A 23,414-nucleotide genomic window follows, 5' to 3' on the forward strand; every position below is an offset into this window, starting at 1 on the left:
TTTTCTCTCGTTTGATGATTCCGAGTGGGTGGGGTCAGCAAGGGGGGGTCAGCTGCGGACCAGCTCCAGGTAGCCGCCGGTTCGTTGGGCACCGGCCCCTTCGAACAGCGCGATGCCGGCGGTGTTGGACTCGTCCACTTCGGCCCATGCCGACGCGATACCGTTGCGGTGCATCGAGCCCAGCGCGTGGGCCAGCAGTGCCCGCCCGACGCCATGGCGCTGATGGTCGGCCCGCACGGCGATGAGCCCGATTCGGGCCCGTCGGCGGATCGGTACCACCCGTACGAATCCCACGTACCGGCCGTTCCGTACCGCCACGGCGTACTTCGCCAGGTCCACCGGCATCGAACCGCCGGGACTCGGCACCACCTCGGCCGGCATCGTCCGCCAGCCGACAGCGGCGTCGACCTCCTCGCGGATCGCGCGGTCCAGCGCGCGCAGCCGGCCCGGATCCGCCTCGGCGCCGGGAAGAATCACCACTTCCGGAGGCGGTGACACGGTGGCGAGGCCGGTGACGCCGGGGGCGGTGGGCACGACGTACTCCCGCTCACGGCGTCGGAGGGTGAAGCCGACCTGCTCCCAACGCGACTTCAGGTCCAGGTCGGCCGCACCGACGAGGGTGTGGAGCGGGGCCGGCAGGTCCGCCAGCATTACGGTGGCGAGCCGGTCGAAGACCGCGTCCTGCCACACGTCGACACTGACGAACAGCCGCCCGTCGGGCCGGAACGAGACGTCGCCGTGGCCCACGATCCGACCGTCCGCCACGGCCTGCCACTGCGTCTCGGCGGTCCGGGTGACCATCACAGAGTTCATAGGTTGTCGCCCTTCAGAAGTGCCTTGTTGAGGCGCTCCCGACGACACCTGGGTCAGTCGCACACCGTGATGGAAGGAGGGAGCACCCACTTCGATACAACGTTCACGGGTCCCACCTCCTCGCGTCCTGTCACGGTGCCCCGCACACTACCCAGCGGCGGTCTCCCGCCCAACTCATTTTCGGGGGGCACGACAACAGCAGCGAAGCGGTGACCGATGCGACAACCGCCGAGACGACCCTGCCCACCCAGGCCACACTGGCGACGGTGAGCGGGAAGAGCAGCGCCTCGCCGGTGAGGTTGAGGCTGCCGCGCGTGTGGTCGGGCAGGAACGTGAGCTTCAAAATCCCTCAAGGTCAGACGGGCAGCATCAGATCGCTCTCGCTGATGGTGTACGTCAGCAGGGGGTAGATGAAGTCCGATTCTTTGTTCTCACGGCGCCGTAGTTGATAAAACTCGCGCCTCTGCTCATCGTCGGCCGACATGAGGCGCGCACCCTGCGGGAGGTACACATGTCCGTCGCGAAACCGAACGAAGGTCTTTGACGTTCGAAACGTTATACCCAGCCATTGGCTGTCCGCCGCCTGGACGGACATGTCCAATATGATTTTGTGCCTGAGTCGCCGATTCAAGTCGACAGAAAACGCGACGACACTGTTGTGGGCGAGGGGGATCTCGAACTTCTCGCCATCGGACCCCTTTGATTCGAAGACCAGCTTCCTCGACGGGTTCGCTTCGGGGTGTTGGTAACAGGAGAAGACGGCGATAAACGACTCGTCGGCCAGATCGAGGGCTTGGTCGGAATGGCTTCCCATGGTTGTGTAAGCGTTCGTGTAGCTCTCGATGAGAGCGTTATTGAAGCCGACCGGGAGCGCCGCGCGTTCTTGAATCCGTTGCGCCAGCCGTTCGTGCACCGCCCGGAAACGCTGCGTCGGGCTGCTGTATCGGGTGGTAGTACGCACGAGAGGCACACCACCCGCCTCGTCGATCTTGGTAAGCGTGGCGCCTCGCCGGCCTTTTCCTACGTCTTCCCAACGAACCGACGCGGACAGCTCCGCAAAGAGATTCCCATCGGCTGGCAAATCGCACGAGAGGATCTCATCCAAGATCCTAGACTCGGGGGGCAATGTAGTCTCCCGTGTTCATACTGAAGAGGAATTTGTCGCCGTAATCAATGAAGGACGAGGTCCTGTTCTCCTCGGCGTACAGCCTGCGCAGCTCGTTCACGCCGGCCGGTGTGGGTGGCGTCAGCTTCGCCAAATCTCCGGCCACTTTGAGGAACGTGCGGCCGTTCTTGTGAACGGCTTCGGCGCTCGAACAGCGCACCACGTATCCCAGGCGGGTCGGGAGCAATTCGGCGTCCAAGGGTGAGGGCCGGATTTCGTGCGTATACAGGCGGTTGGTGGACAGCGGCATGAAGAACACGGAGCCGGGGTAGAGAGTCAGGGTGAACTGCGGGGGAAGCGCGACCCCGTCGCGTTTTTCGGTCGGCTCCTTGAGGCGAAAGTGGAGTTTGGTCAGCCCGCTGGCACCCTTCACACCACGGTCGAAGGCGTCTTCGGCCAGGGGCTGCAGCTTGTCGAGCCGGTCATAGAAGGTGCAGAAGGCCATGATGCCATTGCTGGGCATGTCCTTGGTCTTGTCGGCATGGGCCGAGATCTTGGCCTTGGACTGCTTGCGCTCGGCCGTGGCAAGGGTGTTGTGGTAGATCTGAGCGAGGACGTGGTTGAGCGGCGCCTGGTTCCGGAAGACGGCGGCGGCCTCGCGGTTCAGAGCCTCGACGATGCGCGTGTCGGTCGGGCGAAAGCTCTCGGTCGGCCCCGAGAGATTCGTGGAGCACCGGAGCAGGCGGAAATGCAGTTCGTCACCGTTTCGCGTGACGGGCGTCAGATAGATTCCGCTGCGATGGGCTGTTCCAGGCTTGGTGGACTCCGTCAGGGACTGGAACGCGTGCTCCGCACGGATCCGTCCGAAGTGATCACAGCCGAGTCCGAAAAAGCGGCGGTAGTACACGCCGACGCCGTGTACGCGGATGGGAACTCGGCCGAGGTCGACGAGGGTCCAAGGTTTGTCGACGTCCTCGTGGTAGCCGTGTGATAGCTCCCGGATTACGAATACCCGGGCAGCCGCATGCAGTTGGCTGATGCTGATCCCGGATATATCGCCACACAGGTAGACGGTCTTCTGCGCGAGGTTGGGTGAACCAGAAGCAAGGTCCTCTGGCGTGATTACGGACCCGAAGAAGTCCCTGATCAAGTCATTGTCTTGCAACATCGACGGCGCGACCAAGGTGTTGCTCGCATCCTCGATGCGGGCTTCTGTCAGCTCTGTTGTGTACATCAAACGGTACCTGTCATTCGCAGGTCTTGGCGGATTGCTCAAAACCGTGGACACGACAACGGCCCGCACTCTTTCATTTGCGTTGCGCAGCGTAAACGAAAGGAGACGGACCATTGAACGTTGATGCTCTCACGGGGCTCGACGGCGGGCAACGGGGTTCTGCTGTACGGGCGGTGTGCACAGCTGCTCGGCGAGGTAGTGGTGAGGGGGGCCGGGCGGACAGCCCGCGTCGAGAAGGCTTTCGCCCGTATGAAGACCTGGAAGATCCTGCGCGACTGCCGCCTCGGGGACGACCGCGTTCACCACGCCATGAGCGGCATCGCCCGCCTGCACAGCCTCGCTGGTTCGAACATGCACGTCCTGTCGGACGCGAACGGGCTGCCCCTCCTCGTCGGCGTCACCGCGGCCAACACCCACGACAGCCCCGCCCTCCTCATCGCCCGCAAGGGCGTCGAGTCATCGCAACGGCTCGGACGGCGCCGGTGGGTGATCGAGAGGACGATCTCCTGGCTGACCGGCTACCGCCGACTCAACCACCGCTACGAACGCCGTCCCCGCAACTACCTGGCCTTCCTCGGCCTCGCTGCCGCCCTCTGCTGCTACGAACGGCTCGTCCGCCTCACCACGCAGAACACGTCTCAGGAACCCTCGCTGCCGCCCCCACCTGCTGGAAGAAGCTCGCTCACATCATCATTCGGGACACGGCCCTGTTGACTCATCGCGGCGACGAGGGTGGAGGAGATGTGGGCCAGGCCGGGGTCGGCAGCGATGAAGAACGTTTCGACTCCCGCCAACTCGTGGTTCATGCGGGCCATCGGCATTTCGTAGTCCAGGTCGGCAACGCCGCGGACTCCGCGGATGACGACGTCGATTCCGACTCGGCGGCAGTAGTCGACCAGCAGGCCGCCGGTGTGGGAGTCGACCGTGACGTTGCTCAGGTCAGCTGCTGCCGCGCGGAGCCGGTCCAACCGTTCCGGGATGGGGAAGCGGCCGGTCTTGTTCGAATTGAACATCACGCACACGACGACCTCGTCGAACAGGAGGGCAGCGCGGCGGAGTACGTCCTGGTGCCCTTGAGTGACCGGGTCGAAGGATCCTGGGAAGAGGGCTCGCATGATCGGAAAGAGTAACAAGCGGCCGCCCCACCCCGGTAGTGAAGTGCCAGGGCAGCCAAACCACCAAGACGCCGGTGTCCTCACCCGGACGACACGGAATCCTCTTCGCCGTGCGCCCGGTGAAGGACCCACTGGGTTACGGGAGGTGCGGTCGGCTCCGCCTCCGAGATACCAGCGCCGCACGGCGTTGACCAGACGGCGGCCGTACGGGGTTGCGGGCGGCGCCCTGAGCGGTGGTGAGCGCGGCGGGTGCGACAGGCCGGGCGAGGCCCGGGGCCGGCGGGTCCGGCCCCGGTGGTCCCCGACCGACTCATGCCGTGGCCGCGAGTCGTCGCCGAGGCCGGGACGGGGCCCGCCCGCGGTCGAGGTGGCCGCTCCGGTCCCCGACCGGTGGTGACGATCTCCCGGATCGGCCCTGCGGACGCGTGATCCCCCCGGTCCCGCCGGGATGGCTGAAACACCTCCACAACGGCCCCACTTGGCGAGCTCGATTGTTTGGCGAACGCCTGACCGAGTAGGCGTACATCCGTGCGCCCACCGTTTTCAGTCGTGCTCTCGCTGCCTCTGGTCCGTACGTGGACACCGCGTACGGACCGTCCGCCGACGACGCCGTCGCGCCACGCGGCGTCCCCCTCGACCCCAGGAGCACCATGACCTCGATCCTCTTCGTCTATGCCAAGGGCGGCCCCCCTCTGGAGTACGGGGTCCCGAGAATCGCCGCCCACGCCGAGGTGCACGTCCTGGCGCTCGCGCCGCTGCCTCGAACCACCGAGGCAGTGTGGCTGCCCGGGTGCGCGTCGGTCACCACGGCCATGCCGGGCGAGGGGGTGGAACTGGTCGATCTGATCTGTTCCCACGCCCGCCGCGTCAGCGCCGCGGCGGTGCTGACCCTGTCGGAGTACGCAGTGGTGGCCGTCGCCCGCGCGAGCCTGCGGCTCGGTCTGCGCGGCGCCGGCGAGCGGGTCGCGGGGGCGCGGGACAAGCGTCTGATGCGCCGGATCTGGCGCGACGCCGGCCTGCCCGTACCGGGGTTCGCGGAGGTCCACGCTCCGCAGGACATCGCGACCGCTTTCGAAACCCTGAGGCCGCCGCTCCTCCTGAAGGCCGCCTGGAGCGCGGGTTCCACGGCCCATCTCACCGTGTGGAACGAGCAGCAGGCCGAGGAGGCCTGGAAGACCGGACGCTCCGTCATGGAGGCGTCCTCCGCACAAGGTTACGCGGAACTACACGCCGTGGACGAGGGCGTCAGCGATTTCCTGCTGGAGGAGATCGTGACCGGAAAGGCCTCCGACTGGTTCGACGGGGCCGGTTGGGGCGACTACGTCAGCGTGGAGGGGATCGTCGCCGACGGCCGCTACCACCCGTTGTGCATCACCGGGCGGATGCCGACCATCGCGCCCTTCACCGAGCGGGCGAGCCTGGCTCCGGCCGCCCTCCCGGAAGCGTCGCAGCGCCGGATCGAGGAGGTGTCGCGCGCCGCCGTCGACGCGCTCGGACTCGACACCTGCGCCACCCACACCGAGATCAAACTCGGCGCGGACGGGGCCATGTGGTTGATCGAGACCGCGGCCCGCTTCGGTGGGGTGATGACCACCCGGCAGGTGGAGGCCGTCTTCGGGCTCGACATGATCGGCATGCTGATGCGTCAGCTGCTCGGCCGGGACGTCGCCTACCCCGACCGGATGCTGACCGAGGGCGAGGGCGCCGCCGGATCCCTCGTCGTCCTCGCCGTCGACCCGGAGGGCCGGCCCTGGACCGAGCTCCCGGCCTGGGACTTCGAGGCGGTCGACTGGTCCGCCCTGGTCGCGCCGGGATCCCGCGTGGAGTTGGTGCGCGAACACAGTCTCGCGCCGGGCAGCCCGGTACCGCCGTACGAGGAGGCGGGAGGGGCCAATTCCATGGCCGCGCTGTGCTTCCTCAGCGCCGGGTCCGGGCCGGAGCTGCTGGCCGACTGCGGCCGCATCCTCGCGGCCCTGCCGAACGCCCTCACCGCCACGTCCGCCGACCCCACCGCCGCGTCCGCCCTCCCCGCCGACCCCACCGCCACGTCCGCCGACCGCTCGACCCCCGGGAGCACCGCATGACGAACGCCGGCACCATCCCTCCCGCGCCGTCCCCCCGGGGCGCCGCCGTGGGCACCCTGCTCACGCTCCCCCTGTTCGAGCAGTTGGCCGGGGTGCTGGGCGGGCACCCGTACGTGAAGGTCGTCGTGGACCGGGACCAGGGCCTCTGGCACGTCCTCGACAGCGCCGTGCACTCCTTCCACGTCAACTACATAGCCACCGAGATCCAGGGGCTGACCCTGGACCAGCTCGACGCCGAACTCGACCGCTTCAACCACGACGTCTACCAGGACCCCGCGCGACGCTTCCTGCTCGGCGTCCTGTCGCTGCACTCCCGGGGTGGCCCGGAGCAGGACGAGCCGTTCATGGTCCTGGAGACCACCGAGGCCGACACCATGGGCGCGGACCTGTTGACCGAGTTCCACGCCTTCGTGCGGGCCCACCTCGATCCCGCGCTGGAGCTGCTGGTGAAGCCGGCCAATCACGGCCAGGAGAACGCCCTCGCGGCGGTGCCGGAGACCGTCGTGCCCCGTGCACGGGGTCACGCGCTCTCGGCGACCGCGCCCTTCGTGCCGTTGACGCTTGCCTCGGCCACCGGCCGGCTCCGCGCCTTCGCCTCGGGCGAGGAGTACCTGGCCGCCCGCGCGGACCTGACCTGGTACGACATCGTCGCCATGCCGGTGGTCCCCGACGACATCCCGCGGCTCGCGGGCCTGGTCAACGCCCTGCCGACCACCCCGCTGTCGCACACCAACATGCTGGCGGCCGGCTGGGGCATCCCCAACGCCATCGTCCGCGGAGTCCTCGACACGGTCGCCGACGAGAAGCTGGACGGTGCCTGGGTCCGTTACGAGGTCACCGCCGACGGGTTCGTCATCGAGCGGGCCGAGGAGTCGCCGGACCTCGCCGAACCGACGTGGCACACGCAGCGGGTCCGCCTCGACGCGCCGCACGTGGCGGACGTACCGCTCGTGCCGCTGTCCGCGTTACGCGCCGGCGACCGGAACCGCTACGGCACCAAGGCGGCCAACCTCGGGGAACTCCACCACGTACTGCGCCACGGCTCGTCCCGGCTGACCGGCTACTACTCCGTGCCCCGCCCGCCCAGGGCCGACCTGCTCGGCCACCTGGCCGGCCGGCTGCGCATGCCCCAAGACGGCGATCTGGCCCAGTACGCGAGCGAGTTCCTGACCCGGCACGTCCAGGCGCCGGCGGGCATCGCCGTCCCCTTCTCCGTCCAGCAGCGCTTCCTGGACTCCTCTCCGGCGGTGCAACAGAGCATCGGCAAACTGAAGATGGCCCTGGAGCTGAGCGCCATGGACGCCGTGGACACGCTCTGCGTGCCATTGCAGCACCTGGTGCGCACCCTTCCGGTGCCCGAGGACCTGGTGCGCGCCCTGGACACACAGCTGGTCGAGCACCTGGCGGGCACGAGCCGCTTCGCCGTGCGGTCCTCCTCGAACGCCGAGGACCTGCCGGGCTTCTCCGCGGCCGGGATCTACGAGTCCCACACCAAGGTCACCGACCTGCCGGGGCTGCTGGACGCCATCCGCCAGGTGTGGGCCTCATTGCTCTCCCCGCGCAGCGTGCGGCTGCGCCATCAGGCCGGCATCTCCCTGGACGACACCTACATGGGGGTGATCGTCCAGCGCTACGAACCGTCCCCGCTCGGAGGCGTCATGGTCACCTGCAATCCGACCAACCGGGCCGACTTCCGCAACGTGTACCTCAACTGCGCGCACGGGTCCACGGCCGATGTCGTCGACGGCCGGACGATGCCCCTGCAGTACCTGTACAACACGGTCGAGGGCGGCGGCCGCACGATCTCGCTGGGCGCGGCCACCGAGGACCTGCCGCAGGAGACGCGGGCACACCTGGGCCGGCTGGCGCTGGCGGGCCGCCTGCTCCAGTCCCATTTCGCCACGGACTACACCTTCGCGGGGCCGCTCGACATCGAATGGCTGCTCGGGCCGGGAGGCACGCTCCACATCCTCCAGCTCCGGCCGTACAGCGCCTGACCTGTCCGTACTTCCCGCGTACCGCCCCACCCGAAGGTCGCCCATGCCCGTCTCCCTGCGTGCGCGCGTGAAACGCCGCGTCCGTCCGCCCGCCGCGGTGCTCCGCGTGATCCGGCTGAACAACGGGTTCCAGTTGTTGTTCAACCTGTTGTGGTGGATGCCGGTCTTCTACCAGTACCAGAGGCAGGCAGGCCTGTCGGACAGCCAGATCTTCGGCATCCAGAGCGTCTACTACGTGGCGTTCTGCCTGCTGGAGATACCCACCGGCTTCATCGCCGACCGCTTCGGCCAGCGCCGCTGCATGCAGCTCGGGGCGGCCGCGATGACAGCGGCGAACCTCCTCCCGGTCGCCTCGCCGTCCTTCGCGGGCTTCATGGCGCACTTCCTGGGCATCGCCACCGCCCGCTCGCTGGTGTCCGGGGCCTCCAGCGCCTACCTGTACGAGTACCTGCACGAGCGCGGTGCGGACGCCCACTACGTACAGGCCGAGGGCACCGCCCGGGCGCTCGGCCTCTGGGCAAAGATCGTCTGCTGGCCCCTGGTCGGCATTCTGATGCACATCCGGCACGAGGCCCCTTACGTGCTGACCGCCCTCTCCGCCCTCGGTTCGCTGACCTGCGCCGCGGCCCTCCCGGCGATCGCGGCGCCCCGTGGGGGCGCCCATCCGCCCGCGAAGCGCGACGGACTCCTCGAATCGGGCCGCCAGGCCGTAAAGGTGCTCGGAACGGCACGGTCCCTCGGGCCGTTGATGGTGCAGGGCGTGGCCGTGTTCACGCTCGCCCGCATCTGCCAGGTCAACCTCTTCCAACCGCTGCTCCTCGAAAAGGACCTCCCCGTCGCCGACCACGGTGCGGTGCTGTCAGCGATGACGGTTGCCGAGGCCGTCGGATCGGCCAGAACCGGCTGGTTGCGCAGCAGAATGTCCGGCACCACCGCTGTGACCGTCCTCAGTGTGGTCATGGCACTCACGCTCGCGGCCACCACGTTGACGGGGAGGCTGGGCACGATCCTGTGGCTGTGCGTGTTCGCCGCCGCGGCGGGCCTGGCGTACCCGGTGCAGCGCAATCTGATCAACGCGGCCATCCCGCCGACCCCTTACCGGGCGACCCTGTTGTCGGTGGAGTCCATCGTCGATCGCGGCGTGTGCGCGCTGGTGGCGCTGGCCGTCGGTGCCTACCTGGCGGCGGACCGCCTCGACGCGCTCCTCGTGCACGCGGCGGTGGGCACCTGTCTGCTGCTGCTCGTCGTGGGCGTCGTCCTGGGTCGGCTGCGCCGCGACGGGGTGCGGCCGACGGCCGGTCAGCCCTGATACGGCGGGACGGCCGCACGGCGGTCAGACCCTGCTGTCGCAGGATGCCGACTGACCGTCCGACCGGTCCGCCGGACACCCCGTAATCCACCGCGCGACCGCGACTCCCCGGCTGTCATCCGGTGTGTCCCGTCCCGGCCGGCTCGCCGGCGAGGGCGGCCAGGACCCGGTCGGGGGTCAGGGGCAGCTCGCGCAGGCGCCGGCCGGTGGCCTGGCTCACGGCGTTGCCGATGGCCGCCGCGGCGCCGACGATGCCGATCTCCCCGATGCCCTTGCTGCCCATCGGGTTGAGGTGCTTGTCGTGCTCGTCGATCCAGTGGGCCTCGACGGCCCGGACGTCGGCGTTCGCCGGCACGTGGTAGGTGGCCAGGTCGCGCTCGGCGAAGTCGCCGAACGCCGGGTCGAGGCTGCCGTGTTCGGTCAGCGCCATGCCCAGCCCCATCACCATCCCCCCGATGAACTGGGAGCGGGCCGTGCGGGGGTTGAGGACGTGGCCGGCGGCGAAGACGCCCAGCAGCCGGCGGACGCGTACCTCACCGGTGACCGTGTCCGCCTGGACCTCGGCGAAGTGCGCCCCGAACGCGTGGCGCGCGTACGGTGACTTCTGCTTCGCCGACTGGGTGGTGTCGGCGGACGCGGAGAGCCCCGCGTCGGGCAGCGGCCCTTGGTGCCGGGCCAGCCGGTCGGTCAGGGCGATGCACGCGTCGTGTACCGCCCAGCCCCAGGACGCCGTCCCGGTGGAGCCGCCGGCGACGGGGCCGGCGGGCAGCGCGCTGTTCCCGATGGACAGCGAGACGGCGTCGAGCGGGACGCGCAGGGCGTCGGCTGCGATCTGGGAAAGGACCGTCCGGGCGCCGGTCCCGATGTCGGTGGCGTTGACCTCGACGAGGTAGCTCCCGTCGGGGCGGGCGTGGGCCCGGGCGCCGGCGGGGGCGATGTACACGGGGTAGGTGGCGGCGGCCACGCCGCTGCCGATGAGGAGCAGCCCCTCCCGGAGGGGCGGCCGGCGGCCGGGCCAGCCGAAGCGGCGTGCGCCCTCGCGCAGGCACTCCACCAGGTGGCGGCTGCTGAAGGGGCGGCCGCTGTCGGGCTCGGTGGCCGGGTCGTTGCGTACGCGCAGCTCGACGGGGTCCATGCCGAGGGCGTCGGCCAGCTCGTCCATGGCCGACTCCAGGGCGTACATGCCGGGGGTCTCGCCGGGGGCCCGCATCCAGGAGGGGGTGGGCACGTCGAGCGCGGCGACGCGGTGGGTGGTGCGGCTGTCCTGGACGGCGTACATCACCCGGGCGGGTACGGCGGCCTGCTCGACGAACTCGCGCACCTGCGAGGTGTGCGTGGTGACCTCGTGGGTGAGGGAGGTGAGGGTGCCGTCCGGGCGGGCGCCGAGCCGGACGCGGTGCAGGGTGGGCGCGCGGTGGCCGACGGTGGCGGCCATGTGCTGTCGGGGCAGGGCCAGGGTGACGGGGCGTCCGCAGTGCCGGGTGGCCATGACGGCGAGGACGACGTGCGGGCGCGGTGTGCCCTTGGAGCCGAATCCGCCGCCCACGTGCTCGGCCAGGACGGTGACCCGGTCCTCCGGCAGCCGGAACAGTCCGGCCAGGACGGCGCGCACCACCGTGGTGCCCTGGCAGGAGTCGTACACGGTGAGGTGGCCGCGCCCGGCGTCCCAGTCCGCGGTGGCGGCGTGCGGCTCCATCGCGTGGTTGTGCAGTGGCGGCACCGAGTAGTGGGCGTCGACACGTACGAGCGCGGCGGCGAACGCGGCGTCCGGGTCGCCCTGTTCGCGGTGCGCGGGGTAGCCGCCGTTGACTTCCTCGGGGGTGTACAGGCCGGGGTGTCCCTCGCGCAGGGTGACGTCGTGCGGCTCCGCCTCGTAGGTGACGCGCACCGCCTCGGCGGCGGCCCGGGCCTCCTCCAGGGTGTCGGCGATGGCCAGCGCCACGTACCACCCGCGGTGCGGTACCCGCAGGTCCTGGAGCAGTTGGAGGGTGGGGTCGTCGGAGGGGCCCAGGCGCGGTGCGTCGTACGGGGTGAGGACGCCCAGTACGCCGGGCAGGGCCAGGGCGGCGGCGGTGTCGACGGCGGTGATCCGGCCGCGGGCGATCGTCGCGGGCACCGGCCAGGCGTAGGCCCGTCGCGGCAGGTGCCGTTCGGCGGCGTAGCGGGCGGTGCCGGTCACCTTCTCCCGGCCTTCGCGCCGAGGGACGGGGGCACCGAGGGAGGCCTGGGCCGTGGTGTCGAGGGTGGCGGAGGTGGGGCTCATCGTGGTCCTGTTCCTGGTCGGTGGCGCCGCTCACGGCGTGGCGGGGGAACCGGGGTGCGTACCGGCCAGCGTGGCGACGGCGTCGCAGGCGAGGTTGCGGGCGAGGGGGATCTTGTACGCGTTGTCGCGCAGGGGCTCCGCCCGGGCGAGTTCCGCGTCGACGGCCGCGCGTACGGTGTCGGGGTGCGGCTCGGCGCCGGTCAGCCGCGCCTCGGCCGTGGTGGCCCGCCAGGGCCGGTGGGCGAGGCCGCCGAAGGCGAGGGCGATCCGGCGTACGCGGCCGTCGTCGAGGTCGAGGACGACGGCGACCGACGCGAGGGCGAAGGCGTACGAGGCACGTTCGCGGGCCTTGCGGTAGAGCGAAACGGCGCCGGGCGCCGCGGCGGGCAGGAGTACCCCCGTGATGATCTCTCCGGGGCTGATGACGGTGTCCTGCTCGGGATGGTCACCGGGCAGCCGGTGGAACTCGGTGGCCGCGACGGTGCGGGTGGTGTCCGGTCCGCCGTACAGCTCGACTTCGGCGTCCAGCGCGGCGAGGGCCACGGCCATGTCGGAGGGGTGGGTGGCGATGCAGTGCTCGGAGTGTCCGAGTACCGCGTGGTCGCGGTGGATTCCGTCGCGGGCCCCGCAGCCGCTGTCGGGTTCGCGCTTGTTGCACGGCTTGGAGGGGTCCTGGAAGTAGGCGCAGCGGGTGCGCTGGAGCAGGTTGCCGCCGGTGGTGGCGACGTTGCGCAGTTGGCCGGAGGCGCCGGCGAGCAGTGCCTGCCCGAGCAGCGGGTAGCGGGTGCGCACCCGCGGGTCGGCGGCCAGGTCGCTGTTCCGGACCGTGGCACCGACGCGCAGGCCCCCGTCGGGAAGTTCGGTGATCTCCTCCAGGGGGAGCCGGGAGATGTCGATGAGGGCGGTGGGGGTCTCGACGCCCAGTTTCATCAGGTCCACGAGGTTGGTGCCGCCGCCGAGGTAGCGGGAACCGGGGTGCGCGGCGTAGGCGTCGGCGGCCTCTCGGAGGCTGGTGGCGCGTACGTAGGCGAAGGGCTTCATGCGATCACGTCCGCGCCGGTCCTGGTGGCCGCGGCGTCCGCGCCCGCGTCGGCGACGGCCCGGACGATCGCGGGGTAGGCGCCGCAGCGGCACAGGTTCCCGCTGAGCCGTTCCCTGATCTCCTCGGCGGTCAGCACGGCGGGCCCGGCCTGGGGAGCGGTTGCGGTGACGTGCGAGGGGTGTCCTGCGGCGGCCTCGCGGAGCGCGCCGACGGCGGAGCAGAGCTGGCCGGGGGTGCAGTAGCCGCACTGGAAGGCGTCGTGTTCGATGAAGGCGCGCTGGAGCGGGTGGAGGGTGCCGTCGGGAGCGGCGAGGCCTTCCACGGTGGTGATCTCGCAGCCGTCGAGGGCGACGGCGAGCAGCAGACAGCTGTTGGCGCGCCGGCCGTCCACGAGGACGGTACAGGCGCCGCACTGCCCGTGGTCGCATCCCTTCTTGGCGCCGGTCAGGTCCAGGTGCTCGCGCAGGGCGTCGAGGAGCGTGACGCGGTGGTCCAGGTCGAGGTCGTGGTGGACGCCGTTGACGCGCAGGGTCACGGAGGAGCGGGCGGCACCGGCGACCTCGTCGTCCGGCGTGCGCGACCCCGGTCCGGGGTCGCCGCCGTGCGCCGGCCGGGGTGCGGGCGGGTCGGTTGCGTGGGCCACGACGAACTCCCTTGTCGTCCGTTTGGGGAGGGAATATCCGTCCCACTGCCCAGCCTGGCCCCTCTCACGCCCGCGCGCGCTCCACGCACCCGCCGGCCTCCCCCATACGGCCGACGGTCGGGTTTCGTACGGGGGCAGACCCGTAAGACGCGGCCCATGGTGTGCATCGGGTACACGATGTCGTCGCCCGGAAGGCCGCGACCATGCAGCCGCGGTCCGGCGGCGGTTCCGGCTGGGCCTGGGTTCGGGCATTCCCTGACCGCCTCACTGCCCGGAAGCCGGCCCGCCGTCGCGGAACCCCTGGGCTACCGTCGGCTCCATGGAGCGAATCCGAGCGGTCCTGATCGACATCGACGGCGTCCTCACCGTCTCCTGGAAGGCCCTGCCCGGAACGGTCTCGGCCATGGAACGGCTGCGCGCCGTCGGCCTCCGCCTCGCCCTGGTCACCAACAACACCTCCCGCACCCGCGCCGCCATCGCCACACGCCTGGCCGACCTGGGCTTCCCCGTCGGTGCCGAAGACATCCTGACCGCTCCGGCCGCCACGGCGGCGTACCTGCGCGAGCACTGCCCCGGCGCCCGCTGCCTCCTGCTCAACAGCGGCGATGTACGGGACGACCTGCCGGGAATCACCCTCGTCGACGAGGGGGACGCGGACGTGGTCGTGCTCGGCGGCGCGGGCCCCGAGTTCGGCTACGAGGCCCTCAACCGCGTCTTCCGGCAACTGCAGCGCGGGGCCCGGCTGGTGTCCATGCACCGCAATCTGTACTGGCGTACCGAGGGCGGCCTCGACCTGGACACCGGGGCCTTCCTCGAGGGACTCGAGAAGGCCTCGCGCACCGAGGCGGAGGTGACGGGCAAGCCGGCGCCCGCGTTCTTCGCGAGCGCCCTCGCCCACGTGGGCGCCGACGCGTCCGAAGCACTGATGGTCGGCGACGACATCGAGTCGGACGTGCTGGCCGCCCAGCGGTTCGGCGTCGCCGGCGTCCTGGTGAGGACGGGCAAGTACCTCCCCGAGACGCACCGGGCCGCCGCCGGGACCCCAGACCACGTCCTCGACTCCTTCGCCGACCTGCCCGCCCTTCTCGCCTCCGGTTCCGCCTCCGGTTCCGGTTCCGGCAGCCCCGGGACGTAGGCATTTCCCGTCCCCGCCTCCTCCGGGACGGTCCGCCTCGAAATCCCGATGCAGGTCTTCGTCTGCCCCGCCCCCGCGCGCATCATCGATAGGGAGGAGACACCTGGGAGCGGCCTGGGAAAGGTGATGAGGAATGAGGCTGTCGTTCCTGGAACCCCTGTACACGGAGTCCGGCCCGTTCGCCTCGGTGTACCTGGACACCTCGCGGGACACGGCGCAGTCCGACCGGGCCGTCGCCCTGCGCTGGCGCCGGTTGCGTGAGGAGCTCACCCGGCAGGGCGCGGACCGGGCGCTGCTCGGCGTACTGGAGGAAGCGGTCGGCGCGGACGCCGAGCTGCCGGGGACACACGGGCAGGCGATCTTCACGGCCGGCGGCTCGCTCGTCCTGGACGGGGAGCTGCCCCGGCCACCCGACCACGACTCGGCCCGTTACAGCACCCTGCCGGACACGATGCCGCTGGTCACCCAGCATTTGCCCGAGATCCCCTACCTGGCGGTGGTGGTGCACTACGGCGGGCTGCCGACGGCCGAGACGCACGGCTGGGTGACGGTGGAGGCGGAGTCCGGCACGTGGCCGGCCTCCACCGTGGCCCCGGGTGAGCGGCTGCACCACAACGTGGCGGTGGCCACCTGGCACCACAGCGCCGTCCAGCTGGGCCACCGGCTGGACGCCTGGGCACGGCGAACCCACGCCGACGCCGTCGTCGTCGCCGGGGACGCATGGGCGGGCAACGTCCTGGTCCGCCGACTGCCGCGCGCCCTGCGCGGCAAGGTCGTACGGTGCGGGGGCCCCACCCCGACGGATACCGGACGGGCCCTGCTGGAGCCGCAGCTCGGCAGCGTCTTCCGCGGCCGGATGGCCGAGCACGACCGGGACCTGGTGAACATCTTCATCGGCCGCCGGGCCCTGGGCGGGCCCGCGGCGGAAGGGCTGGAGGCCGCCCTGGCCGCCCTGCAGCGCGGCCAGGTCACGGCGCTGCTGCTGAACCACCCGCTCGCCGCCTCGCTGCGGCTGTGGACCGGTCCGCTGCCCACGCAGCTCGCCTTGACGGAGGAGGAGCTGGTCTCCTTCGGAGTGCGGGCGCCCCGCGAGGAACCCGCCGACGAGGCCTTGGTGCGGGCCCTGGTCGGCACCGCCGCCGAACTGGTCGTCGTACCGGAGGACGAGCTGGGTCTGGACGAGGGGATCGGGGCGCTGCTGCGGTACGCCGACCCCGGCACCCCGGCCTGACGGGTGCAATCCGATGTGTCCACGAGACTTCTCCCGAGAACCCGGTCCTCGCGGCCCGGACGGCGGAGGTGACCGACGCACGGCTGCTGGAGGCCGTCCGTGCCGTCCGCCGGCCTGCTTCGTCCCCGCCGCCGAGGCCGGCTCCAGCAGAATTCCGGTCACGGCCGCCGTCTTCCCCGCCCCCGACCCTCCCCGTACCGCTCCGGGCCCGGAATCCACCCGACCGGCCCAGGTGTGGCGGGCGGACGAGCGGGGTGCGTTCGACGGGTGGGTCGGCGGGCACGTGTCCGGTGGGCAGGGCACCCTGGAAAGGGGTGTGCCGTCGTGCACCGCTTTCGTCACACCTCCCCTCAAGCCTTCCTGAACCCCCTGGGGGACATCATGGAACTCGGCTTTCTCAAACCGCTCTTCGCCCGGCAAGGGCCCTGGGCCTCGGTGTACATCGAGACCACGCGCGCGACCGAGGACGCGCAGCGGATGCAAGCGCTCCGTGAGCGCGCGGTCGCGTCCCAGTTGATCGACGCGGGTGCCGACCCCTACACCGTTCGGGCCGTGGTGAACCGGCTCGCCGGGGAACCCGTCAGCGAGGCGCCGCCCGGCCGCGCACTGTTCGCTTCGGGCGCCGAGGTCGTACTGGACATCCCGCTGGGGAAGGTCCCGGTCGCCACCGAGGCGACCTGGTCGGTCCTGCCGCACGTCGCCCCGCTGGCCGGCCTGCGGGACGACGGGCCGAGCTGCCTGGTGGCGTACATCGACCGCACGGGCGCCGATCTGGAGCTGCGAGACGCCCACCGGCGGGATCCCGTGGGCCAGGCCCAGGGCCGGGAGTGGCCCGGTCGCGGGCACCGCAGCATGCCGGCGGACCGGGGCGAGTGGCACTACCGGAACAAGATCGAGAACGCCTGGAACGAGACGGCCGACATCATCGCGGCTGAACTGGCCCGGCAGTGGCTCGAGAACGGCGCCGAACTGATGGTGGTGCTGACCGGCGATCCTCGCGAGCGCCGGGCCGTCCGCAACCGGCTGCCCGAGCACATGCAGCCGATGACCGTCGAAGTCGACAGCGGCGCCAGGTCGCCCGGAGCCTCGAAGGACGCCCTCGACCGCGAGATCGCGCAGGTGCGCGAGAGGTTCGCCCGCGAGCGGCTCGAGAGCACCCTGGAGCGCTTCCGCATCGGCCGGGGCCGGCCCGGCGAGCACCGCGAGGCCACCGTGGACACCGGACCGGGCGAGGCGGCCGAGGGCGTGCCGGCCGTCGTGGACGCCGTACGCACCCACCAGGTGGCCACGCTGCTGCTCAGCCCCGACGGCTCCGACGCGGCGCGCGAGGTGTGGATCGGTCCCGGCGTGGACGAGGTCGCGGTGCAGCGCGGCCAGGCGGAGGCGATGGGCGTCAGCAAGCCCGTACGGGCGCGTGCGGACGACGCCCTGCTGCGGTCCGCGGCGGCGGCCGGCAGCGACGTCCTCGTCGTACCGGCGGGCATGCCCGGACCGGCGGGCGGCTTGGGGGCGGTGCTGCGCTGGACCATGTGACGGCTCGGCTGGAACATGTGACGGAGGGCCCCCGACCGATCGCGTCACTCGGCGAACGGGACGGCGCCGGGCCCGCGCCTCCCCCGCGTCGCCGTGCGCCGGCCGGGGCGAACCCGCCCGACGCGGCCGCGGCGCTCCGGGCCGTCGGCCGAGCTCACCCCCGTGAAGCTCGACCTCGACCCGGCCGGCACCGCCACCCCCTCGACACTTCAGTGGCGAGGAAGCATTGGTAACGTACACCAGAGTGACTGTCCGGCGTCAACCAAAGTGTTGCCGGGGCCGGCCCGAGAGGCTTCGAGAAACACTGTGGTGGGCAAGGACTCGGCATCACACCAAGGAGGTCGTGTACGTGGAGGATGACCAGTCGCCCACCTTCGCCCAGCTCCTGGACCACCTCTTCCGCGAGGTGCACCCCCCTTCGCGGGGGCCCTACACCTACGCGGAGGTCGCCGAGGGAATCCGCAAGGCTGCGACCGGAGAGGGGCGCGGGGTGACGGCGAGCGCCATCCAGCAACTGCGCACCGGCGCCAAGCGGAACCCGACGCGACACACCATCAAGGCCCTGGCCGACTTCTTCGGCGTACCGGCGGGCTACTTCGTCGACAGCGCGGCGGCCGAACGCACCAGGGCGGAGATCGACCTCCTGGCCGCCATGCGCGATCAGGACGTCCGCAAGGTGGCCCTGCGCGCCAACGGTCTGAGCGTCGACAGCCTGAAGATGCTGTCCACCGTGATCGAACAGGCCCGGAAGCTCGAAGGACTCACCACCGACGACCCCGCGCAGGACCTCGACCTGGACGACTGAACCGCGCACCGGGCGGCGACAACACGGTCCCCGCGCACCGATACGGCACCCCCTTGTGGTCGCTCAACGACAGGGGGGCATCAGGCGTTTCCCGGCACAAGCCCGGCATCCCGAGCCGCACGGCCCGACCGCGGCGGCACCCCGCCCTCGAAGCGGAGTCGCGAACATGTCAGCATTGGGGCGCGCGTACCGGGCTTCCAGGGAGAGTTGCACTCCGGCCGACCGCGCCCGACCGGCGTCACCAGAGTGAGGACATGGACCTTGAGCAGCTTCGCGCCACGTGTGAGGCGCGCGTCGAGGCGCTTCGACTCCCGCACCGCTTCAGCACCCGCGACCTCCGCGACGCCGTGGCCGAACAACGCGGACGCCCCATCATCCTGCGCCCCCTGAGCACCCTGGGCGCCATGGACGCTCCGTGCGGCATCCGCCTGGAGACCCCGGACGCCGACCTGTTGTTCTACGAGGAGGCCACCTCCCCCCTCCACCAGAACCACATCCTCGCCCACGAGATCAGCCACATCATCTGCGACCACCCCGGCAGCCTGGAACTGGACCAGGACACCCTGCACGCGATCGGGTTCAACCCCACCCTCGTGCAGCGCATGTCCGGCCGGACCAGCTACACCAGCGAGGACGAACGCGAGGCCGAGGTGATGGCCAGCGTGATCCGACAACTCATGTACCGGGGACGCGAAAGTCCGTCGATCCGGCCCGCCAGCGGCGCCGAGAGCTGGGACGCGCTGTTCGCCAAGCCGCACAGGAAGAAGCGCCACCGGAAATGATCAACATCCTGTTCACGGGCACGGCCGTCGTGCTGCTGTGCTTCGCCGCCTACTGGGTGCGAGGACGCGGCGGACACCGCCCCACGGGCACCTGGGCGATGGCGGCGCTGCTGACCTCGTTCGCCCTCGCCTTCGCCTCCTACGCCCCGGGCGTGGAGCGCGCGGTCGAATCGGTGGTCCCCCACGTCGCCCGACTCCTCAGCAACACCTTCACCCTGACGGCGGCCACCTCGGTCCTCGCCTTCCTCTTCCAGCTCAATCTGGAGCGCGAACGGGCCCGCCGGCAGATCCGACTGCGCGTCATCGCCCTCGCGATCTCCGTCGCCGGCATGACCGCCTTCTTCGCCGCCGAACAACTCACCGGACGAAACCCGGTGTTGTACGCGTGCTACGTGCTCATCTACATCTCCTACCTGGGGTACACGGCCAAGGACTTCCTGCTGCAGACCTGGGCCCAGTCCACGCGCTCGACCCGACGCAGTCAGCGCTGGGGCCTGCGCACGACCTCGGTCGGCTGTGGCTTCGCCCTCGTCTACGCCGCGTACAAGCTCTTCGCCCTGGTCTCCATCGGGCTCGGCCTGGGGCTCGTGCCCGACAACGCCCGGTGCTCGAGCCCGCTGACCCCCTTCCGCTGCACCTTCAGCGTGACCGCGCCCGCCGTCGCCGTCCTCCTCATCACCGCCGGACTCACCCTCCCCGCCCTGCTGTGGCCACTCAGCCAACTGCGCCGCCGTCGCTGGGAACGGAACTCGTTCACCGCGCTGGAACCCCTGTGGCGGGAGGTCACCTCGGCGGTCCCCGAGGTCGTGCTCGACCCGGGCAACACCGGGGCCGACACCCACGACCTCGACTTCCACCTGCACCGCCGGGTCATCGAGATCAACGACTGCGTGCTGGCCCTGCGCCGGTACCGCCAGGCATCGGTGCGGGACGCCGCGGCAGCCGAGGTCGCCCGCCGGGGCGCGGTCGGCACCCCCGAGGGCGACGCCGAGGTGGAGGCGGCGGTCATCGCCGCGGCGGTCGAGGCGAAGCGCGCCGGACTCCCACTCGACGGCGACGAGGCCCCGCCCGCCGCCGGCACCCGCTCCCGCAAGGGCGACCTCCCGGCGGAGACCGCGTGGCTGCTGCTCGTGGCCGACGCCCATGCGCGCCGCCCGGCACGCGAGAACGCGGGCGTGGCCTCGTGACCGCCCCGCGGCAGGACCCGCTGCGCGACCCGCGCTTCTTCGCCGACCCCTACCCCACCTACGACCGGCTGCGCGAAGGCTGCCCGGTGCAACGCATCCCCACCGGCTCCGGCGGGCACCACGCGTACCTGATCACCGGCCACCCCGAGGCCCGCGAGGCGTTCACCGATCCCCGCCTGTCCAAGGACACGGCCCGCTTCTTCGCCGACCGGCCCTCGAACCGCAACCTGCACCCGGCGATCTCCCGCAACATGCTGGCGAGCGACCCACCCGCGCACACCCGCCACCGGCGGGTGGCGACGCCCCTGTTCACCACCGGACGCGTCCGGGAACTGCGCCCGTACATCACCCGGGTCGTCGACGACCTCATGACCGCGTGGCGACCGGGCACGGAGGTCGACCTGGTGGCGGACCTGGCGGTACCCCTGCCGGTCACCGTCGTCTGCGAGCTGCTGGGAGTGCCGGAATCCGACCGCGCCACGCTCGCCGGCTGGTCCCACGACCTCTTCGACGCGACCGACACCGACCGCGTCGACGCCGCGTCGCACCGGATCGGCGACTACCTGACGCACCTCGTCGGCACAGCCCGCGCCACCCCCGGCGACGGCCCGCTCCACTCCCTCCTGCGCGACTGCGACGAGGGCGGCCTCGACCGGGACGAGACCGTCTCCCTGGCCGCCCTCCTCCTGGTCGCCGGGCACGAGACCACCACCCACTTCATCGGCAACGCCGTCCTGGCCCTGCTCCGGCACCCGGAGGCGTTCGACCGCCTGCGCCGGGACCCGGACCTGATCCCCGGCGCCCTGGACGAACTGCTCCGCTTCGACTCCCCGGTGAGCGTGGCCACCTTCCGTCACAGCACGGAGGACCTGCGCGTCGGCGGGGTCGACATCCCGGCGGGCTTCCCTGTGCTCATCGCCCCCGGGGCCGCGAACCGCGACCCGGCGGCCTTCCCCGACCCGCACCGCCTCAACCTCGACCGCGACGCCGGCGGCCACCTCTCCTTCGGCCACGGCATCCACCGCTGCCCGGGCGCCCCCCTGGCCCGCGCCGAGGCGGAAATCGCCCTCCGAACCCTGGTGACCCGCTTCCCTGACACCCGCCTGGCCATCCCCGCAGAATCCCTGACCTGGCGCCGAACCCGCCTCACCCGCGGCCTGACCACCCTCCCCCTCACCCTCACCTGACCCACCCCAACCACGGCGCCCGCCCCGCAACCGGCACCCGTACGGGCACGCGCTCCGCTCGCGCGCATCGTCGCCGCCGGCCTCATCGGGACCACCATCGAGTGGTCCCCGGCACGGCACCACCGGCAAGACGATCTGATGCGCGCAGACCCTCGCCGACGGAGGCCGCCCACCGGCAGGCTGACGCCCGGGCAGTCGCACCGCCACGGCAGTTCGAGTGCCGCACGGCGTCCACGGCGCGTGACCCGGGCGGGGGGGGGGGGGGGGCCGGGCCCCCCCCCCCCCCCCCCCCCTCCGGCTCCACTACGGAGCCGGACCCGTGTCACGTCGTCAGCGCTGCAGTGTCAGCAGACCCGGCCGGTAGGGCAGGAGGCCGTAGTCGACGCCGTCGGAGCTGGGGCTGCGTCCCTGGTAGAGCAACTGCAGGTTGCAGGGATCGACGGTCATGGTCTGATCGGCGGTGGTGCGGATCAGTTCGCCATGGCTGATGTCGTTGGTCCAGGTGGCACCGCTGTTGGCCTTGCCGGCGAAGGGGTTGCTCTCGGTCGCGGCCTGGGGTGTCCATGAACCGTTCAGACTGGTGGCCGTGAACGAGCGGAAAAAGCGGCCCTGCGAGCCCATCGCCTCGACGATCATGAGGTAGCGGTCCTGGCCCTGGAGCTTGTAGACCTGCGGGGCTTCGAACAGGTTGTTCGTCGTATCGCTCATGATCGTTGTGTAGGTCGAGCCGAAACTGCCCGGGAAGTTCCCGATCGGCATACTGGCCCGGTAGATCTTGCCGTTGTCACCGGCGAAGAACAGGTACATGTTCGTGCCGTCACCGATGATCGTCTGGTCGATGGGTGCTGCTCCGGTGCCGATGCTTCCGGAGAAGAGCTCCTGCGGTGATGACCAGCCGTTCGGGTTGGTGGGGTCGCTCGACGTCCGGTAGGAGAACGCGGTCGCACCCCACTGGTAGGTGAGCACCCAGATGTTCTTCGGCGCGAAGTAGAACAGCGTCGGCGCGACGGTGCCGGTCGACATCGTGTTCTGGCTGGCCGATCCCATCTCCGACCAGTTGGAGAACAGGCCGAAGTTCATCGAGCCCCAGTTCTTCCCCGTGTCGTGCGTCGTGGCGTAGACGAGTTGCTTGCCGTTGTAGGGGGCGACGGTGAAGTCCTTGAGCGAGACCCACCCCGACTTGGGCTGCGCCAGCGCGCCCGTCGATGCCCAGCGGTAGGTCGACGGAAGTTTGCACGGGCCGGGGGTGCCGCCGCCGACCGGGACGAGCTGCCACTGCTGGTTGGTGCCGCCCCAGTCGTCGTACTGGACGATGTTCGCGTTGTCGGCGGTGGAGGCGCCTTGCACCTCGAGGGCCTTGTTGCTGTGGCGCGCGATGAGCCTCACGTAGCCGTCCGAGCTCTCGGCCAGCCGCCACTGCTGGTTGGTGCCGTTCAGGTCGGTCCACTGGACGATCGAGCCGCCGTTGGCGGTGGACTTGTTGAGGACGTCCAGCACCTTGCCGGAGTGGCGGGACTTGATGCGGTAGTAGCCGCCGCCGGAGTCGACGAACTGCCACAGCTGCTGGTTCTGGTCGTTCCTGGTCCACTGGGTGATGCGCGCGCCGTCGTTGGTCGCCAGGTTGTAGACGTCCAGGGCCTTGCCGCTGTTGCGGTTGACAAGCGCATACGAGGCATTGGGGTCGACGGTCGCCGCGGCGGCGGGCGGGGCGCTGAGGAGAGTTGTCCCGAGCAGCAAGGACGACAGGACCGCGAGTACGAGACTCAGGATCAGGGGTGGATGGCGAAACCGCATCAGAAGAGCTCCTTCGGGGGGTGGGGGTGGGGGTGGGGCGGCCCCGGCGCACCCCGGGGCGGCCGCGGGGGGGAGTCGGGGACGGGATAGGGGGCCATTCGGCCGCCCATGCCCAAGCGTCGGTGGACCGCGCGCTCCAGCCGGGACACAGGCCC

19 protein-coding genes and 2 pseudogenes are annotated in these 23,414 nt (G+C 70.9%); 12 read left to right on the plus strand and 9 right to left on the minus strand.

The window, feature by feature from the left end:
- Nucleotides 1–48: 48 nt before the first annotated feature.
- The 4 genes from AB0I68_RS19490 to AB0I68_RS19505 form a co-directional block, all read right to left on the minus strand.
- A complete protein-coding gene (locus AB0I68_RS19490; protein ID WP_363178570.1) occupies nucleotides 49–813 on the minus strand; it encodes a GNAT family N-acetyltransferase in 765 nt (254 codons plus the stop codon).
- Nucleotides 814–943: 130 nt separating this feature from the next.
- A complete protein-coding gene (locus AB0I68_RS19495; RefSeq protein ID WP_363178572.1) occupies nucleotides 944–1,156 on the minus strand; it encodes a hypothetical protein in 213 nt (70 codons plus the stop codon).
- Between the two features lie 12 nt (nucleotides 1,157–1,168).
- Nucleotides 1,169–1,939: an alpha-ketoglutarate-dependent dioxygenase AlkB gene (locus AB0I68_RS19500; protein WP_363178573.1), complete on the minus strand. Its 771-nt coding sequence runs from the start codon at nucleotides 1,937–1,939 to the stop codon at nucleotides 1,169–1,171.
- On the minus strand, nucleotides 1,923–3,152 hold the full coding sequence (locus AB0I68_RS19505) for a hypothetical protein (RefSeq protein ID WP_363178574.1): 1,230 nt from the start codon (nucleotides 3,150–3,152) through the stop codon (nucleotides 1,923–1,925). The genes AB0I68_RS19500 and AB0I68_RS19505 overlap by 17 nt, the downstream gene beginning before the upstream one ends.
- A 222-nt stretch (nucleotides 3,153–3,374) precedes the next feature.
- Between AB0I68_RS19505 and AB0I68_RS19510 the strand changes: the two are divergent.
- Both AB0I68_RS19510 and AB0I68_RS19515 read left to right on the plus strand, forming a co-directional pair.
- Nucleotides 3,375–3,494, plus strand: a pseudogene (locus AB0I68_RS19510) (IS5/IS1182 family transposase); the annotation flags it as partial.
- Nucleotides 3,495–3,746 (plus strand): annotated as a pseudogene (locus tag AB0I68_RS19515) (transposase); the annotation flags it as partial. It abuts the pseudogene before it with no gap.
- A 44-nt stretch (nucleotides 3,747–3,790) separates the two neighbouring features.
- On the opposite strand, the gene coaD reads toward AB0I68_RS19515, so the two are convergent.
- Nucleotides 3,791–4,267, minus strand: a complete 477-nt coding sequence (coaD, locus tag AB0I68_RS19520) for a pantetheine-phosphate adenylyltransferase (protein ID WP_363178575.1) — start codon at nucleotides 4,265–4,267, stop codon at nucleotides 3,791–3,793.
- Nucleotides 4,268–4,842: 575 nt separating this feature from the next.
- On the opposite strand from coaD, the gene AB0I68_RS19525 reads away from it, so the two are divergent.
- From AB0I68_RS19525 to AB0I68_RS19535, 3 genes are read left to right on the plus strand one after another with little or no spacing between them, the layout of a single operon-like run.
- Nucleotides 4,843–6,351: an ATP-grasp domain-containing protein gene (locus AB0I68_RS19525; RefSeq protein WP_363178577.1), complete on the plus strand. Its 1,509-nt coding sequence runs from the start codon at nucleotides 4,843–4,845 to the stop codon at nucleotides 6,349–6,351.
- The gene (locus tag AB0I68_RS19530; protein WP_363178578.1) at nucleotides 6,348–8,348 is read left to right on the plus strand and encodes a PEP/pyruvate-binding domain-containing protein; all 2,001 of its coding nucleotides are present in this window, start codon (nucleotides 6,348–6,350) and stop codon (nucleotides 8,346–8,348) included. The genes AB0I68_RS19525 and AB0I68_RS19530 overlap by 4 nt, the downstream gene beginning before the upstream one ends.
- A gap of 43 nt (nucleotides 8,349–8,391) precedes the next feature.
- Nucleotides 8,392–9,657: an MFS transporter gene (locus tag AB0I68_RS19535; RefSeq protein ID WP_363178579.1), complete on the plus strand. Its 1,266-nt coding sequence runs from the start codon at nucleotides 8,392–8,394 to the stop codon at nucleotides 9,655–9,657.
- A gap of 115 nt (nucleotides 9,658–9,772) precedes the next feature.
- Here AB0I68_RS19535 and AB0I68_RS19540 read toward each other — a convergent pair whose 3' ends face one another.
- From AB0I68_RS19540 to AB0I68_RS19550, 3 genes are read right to left on the minus strand one after another with little or no spacing between them, the layout of a single operon-like run.
- Nucleotides 9,773–11,920 (minus strand): xanthine dehydrogenase family protein molybdopterin-binding subunit, encoded by a 2,148-nt coding sequence (locus AB0I68_RS19540; RefSeq protein WP_363178580.1) that lies wholly within the window; start codon nucleotides 11,918–11,920, stop codon nucleotides 9,773–9,775.
- Between the two features lie 30 nt (nucleotides 11,921–11,950).
- A complete protein-coding gene (locus tag AB0I68_RS19545; protein WP_363178581.1) occupies nucleotides 11,951–12,961 on the minus strand; it encodes a xanthine dehydrogenase family protein subunit M in 1,011 nt (336 codons plus the stop codon).
- Nucleotides 12,958–13,497, minus strand: coding sequence for a 2Fe-2S iron-sulfur cluster-binding protein (locus AB0I68_RS19550; RefSeq protein WP_363178660.1), 540 nt, complete (start codon nucleotides 13,495–13,497; stop codon nucleotides 12,958–12,960). Before AB0I68_RS19550 ends, AB0I68_RS19545 begins: the two co-directional genes overlap by 4 nt.
- A 427-nt stretch (nucleotides 13,498–13,924) precedes the next feature.
- Between AB0I68_RS19550 and AB0I68_RS19555 the strand changes: the two genes are divergently transcribed.
- The 7 genes from AB0I68_RS19555 (at nucleotide 13,925) to AB0I68_RS19585 (ending at nucleotide 21,465) form a co-directional block, all read left to right on the plus strand.
- The gene (locus AB0I68_RS19555) at nucleotides 13,925–14,740 is read left to right on the plus strand and encodes a TIGR01458 family HAD-type hydrolase (RefSeq protein WP_363178582.1); all 816 of its coding nucleotides are present in this window, start codon (nucleotides 13,925–13,927) and stop codon (nucleotides 14,738–14,740) included.
- 133 nt (nucleotides 14,741–14,873) lie between these two features.
- Complete coding sequence (locus AB0I68_RS19560) at nucleotides 14,874–15,971, plus strand: hypothetical protein (RefSeq protein ID WP_363178583.1); 1,098 nt, start codon at nucleotides 14,874–14,876, stop codon at nucleotides 15,969–15,971.
- A 324-nt stretch (nucleotides 15,972–16,295) separates the two neighbouring features.
- A complete protein-coding gene (locus AB0I68_RS19565) occupies nucleotides 16,296–17,504 on the plus strand; it encodes a hypothetical protein (protein WP_363178584.1) in 1,209 nt (402 codons plus the stop codon).
- Between the two features lie 349 nt (nucleotides 17,505–17,853).
- Nucleotides 17,854–18,309, plus strand: coding sequence for a helix-turn-helix transcriptional regulator (locus AB0I68_RS19570; RefSeq protein WP_363178585.1), 456 nt, complete (start codon nucleotides 17,854–17,856; stop codon nucleotides 18,307–18,309).
- A gap of 254 nt (nucleotides 18,310–18,563) precedes the next feature.
- Complete coding sequence (locus AB0I68_RS19575) at nucleotides 18,564–19,091, plus strand: regulator component (RefSeq protein ID WP_363178586.1); 528 nt, start codon at nucleotides 18,564–18,566, stop codon at nucleotides 19,089–19,091.
- The gene (locus tag AB0I68_RS19580) at nucleotides 19,088–20,278 is read left to right on the plus strand and encodes an MAB_1171c family putative transporter (RefSeq protein ID WP_363178587.1); all 1,191 of its coding nucleotides are present in this window, start codon (nucleotides 19,088–19,090) and stop codon (nucleotides 20,276–20,278) included. Before AB0I68_RS19575 ends, AB0I68_RS19580 begins: the two co-directional genes overlap by 4 nt.
- Nucleotides 20,275–21,465, plus strand: a complete 1,191-nt coding sequence (locus AB0I68_RS19585) for a cytochrome P450 (RefSeq protein WP_363178588.1) — start codon at nucleotides 20,275–20,277, stop codon at nucleotides 21,463–21,465. Before AB0I68_RS19580 ends, AB0I68_RS19585 begins: the two co-directional genes overlap by 4 nt.
- 330 nt (nucleotides 21,466–21,795) lie before the next feature.
- Here AB0I68_RS19585 and AB0I68_RS19590 read toward each other — a convergent pair whose 3' ends face one another.
- Nucleotides 21,796–23,259, minus strand: coding sequence for a non-reducing end alpha-L-arabinofuranosidase family hydrolase (locus AB0I68_RS19590; protein WP_363178589.1), 1,464 nt, complete (start codon nucleotides 23,257–23,259; stop codon nucleotides 21,796–21,798).
- Nucleotides 23,260–23,414 lie beyond the last annotated feature (155 nt).

The sequence above is a fragment of the Streptomyces sp. NPDC050448 genome (assembly GCF_040655295.1).
In the GTDB taxonomy this organism is placed as follows: Bacteria; Actinomycetota; Actinomycetes; order Streptomycetales; family Streptomycetaceae; genus Streptomyces.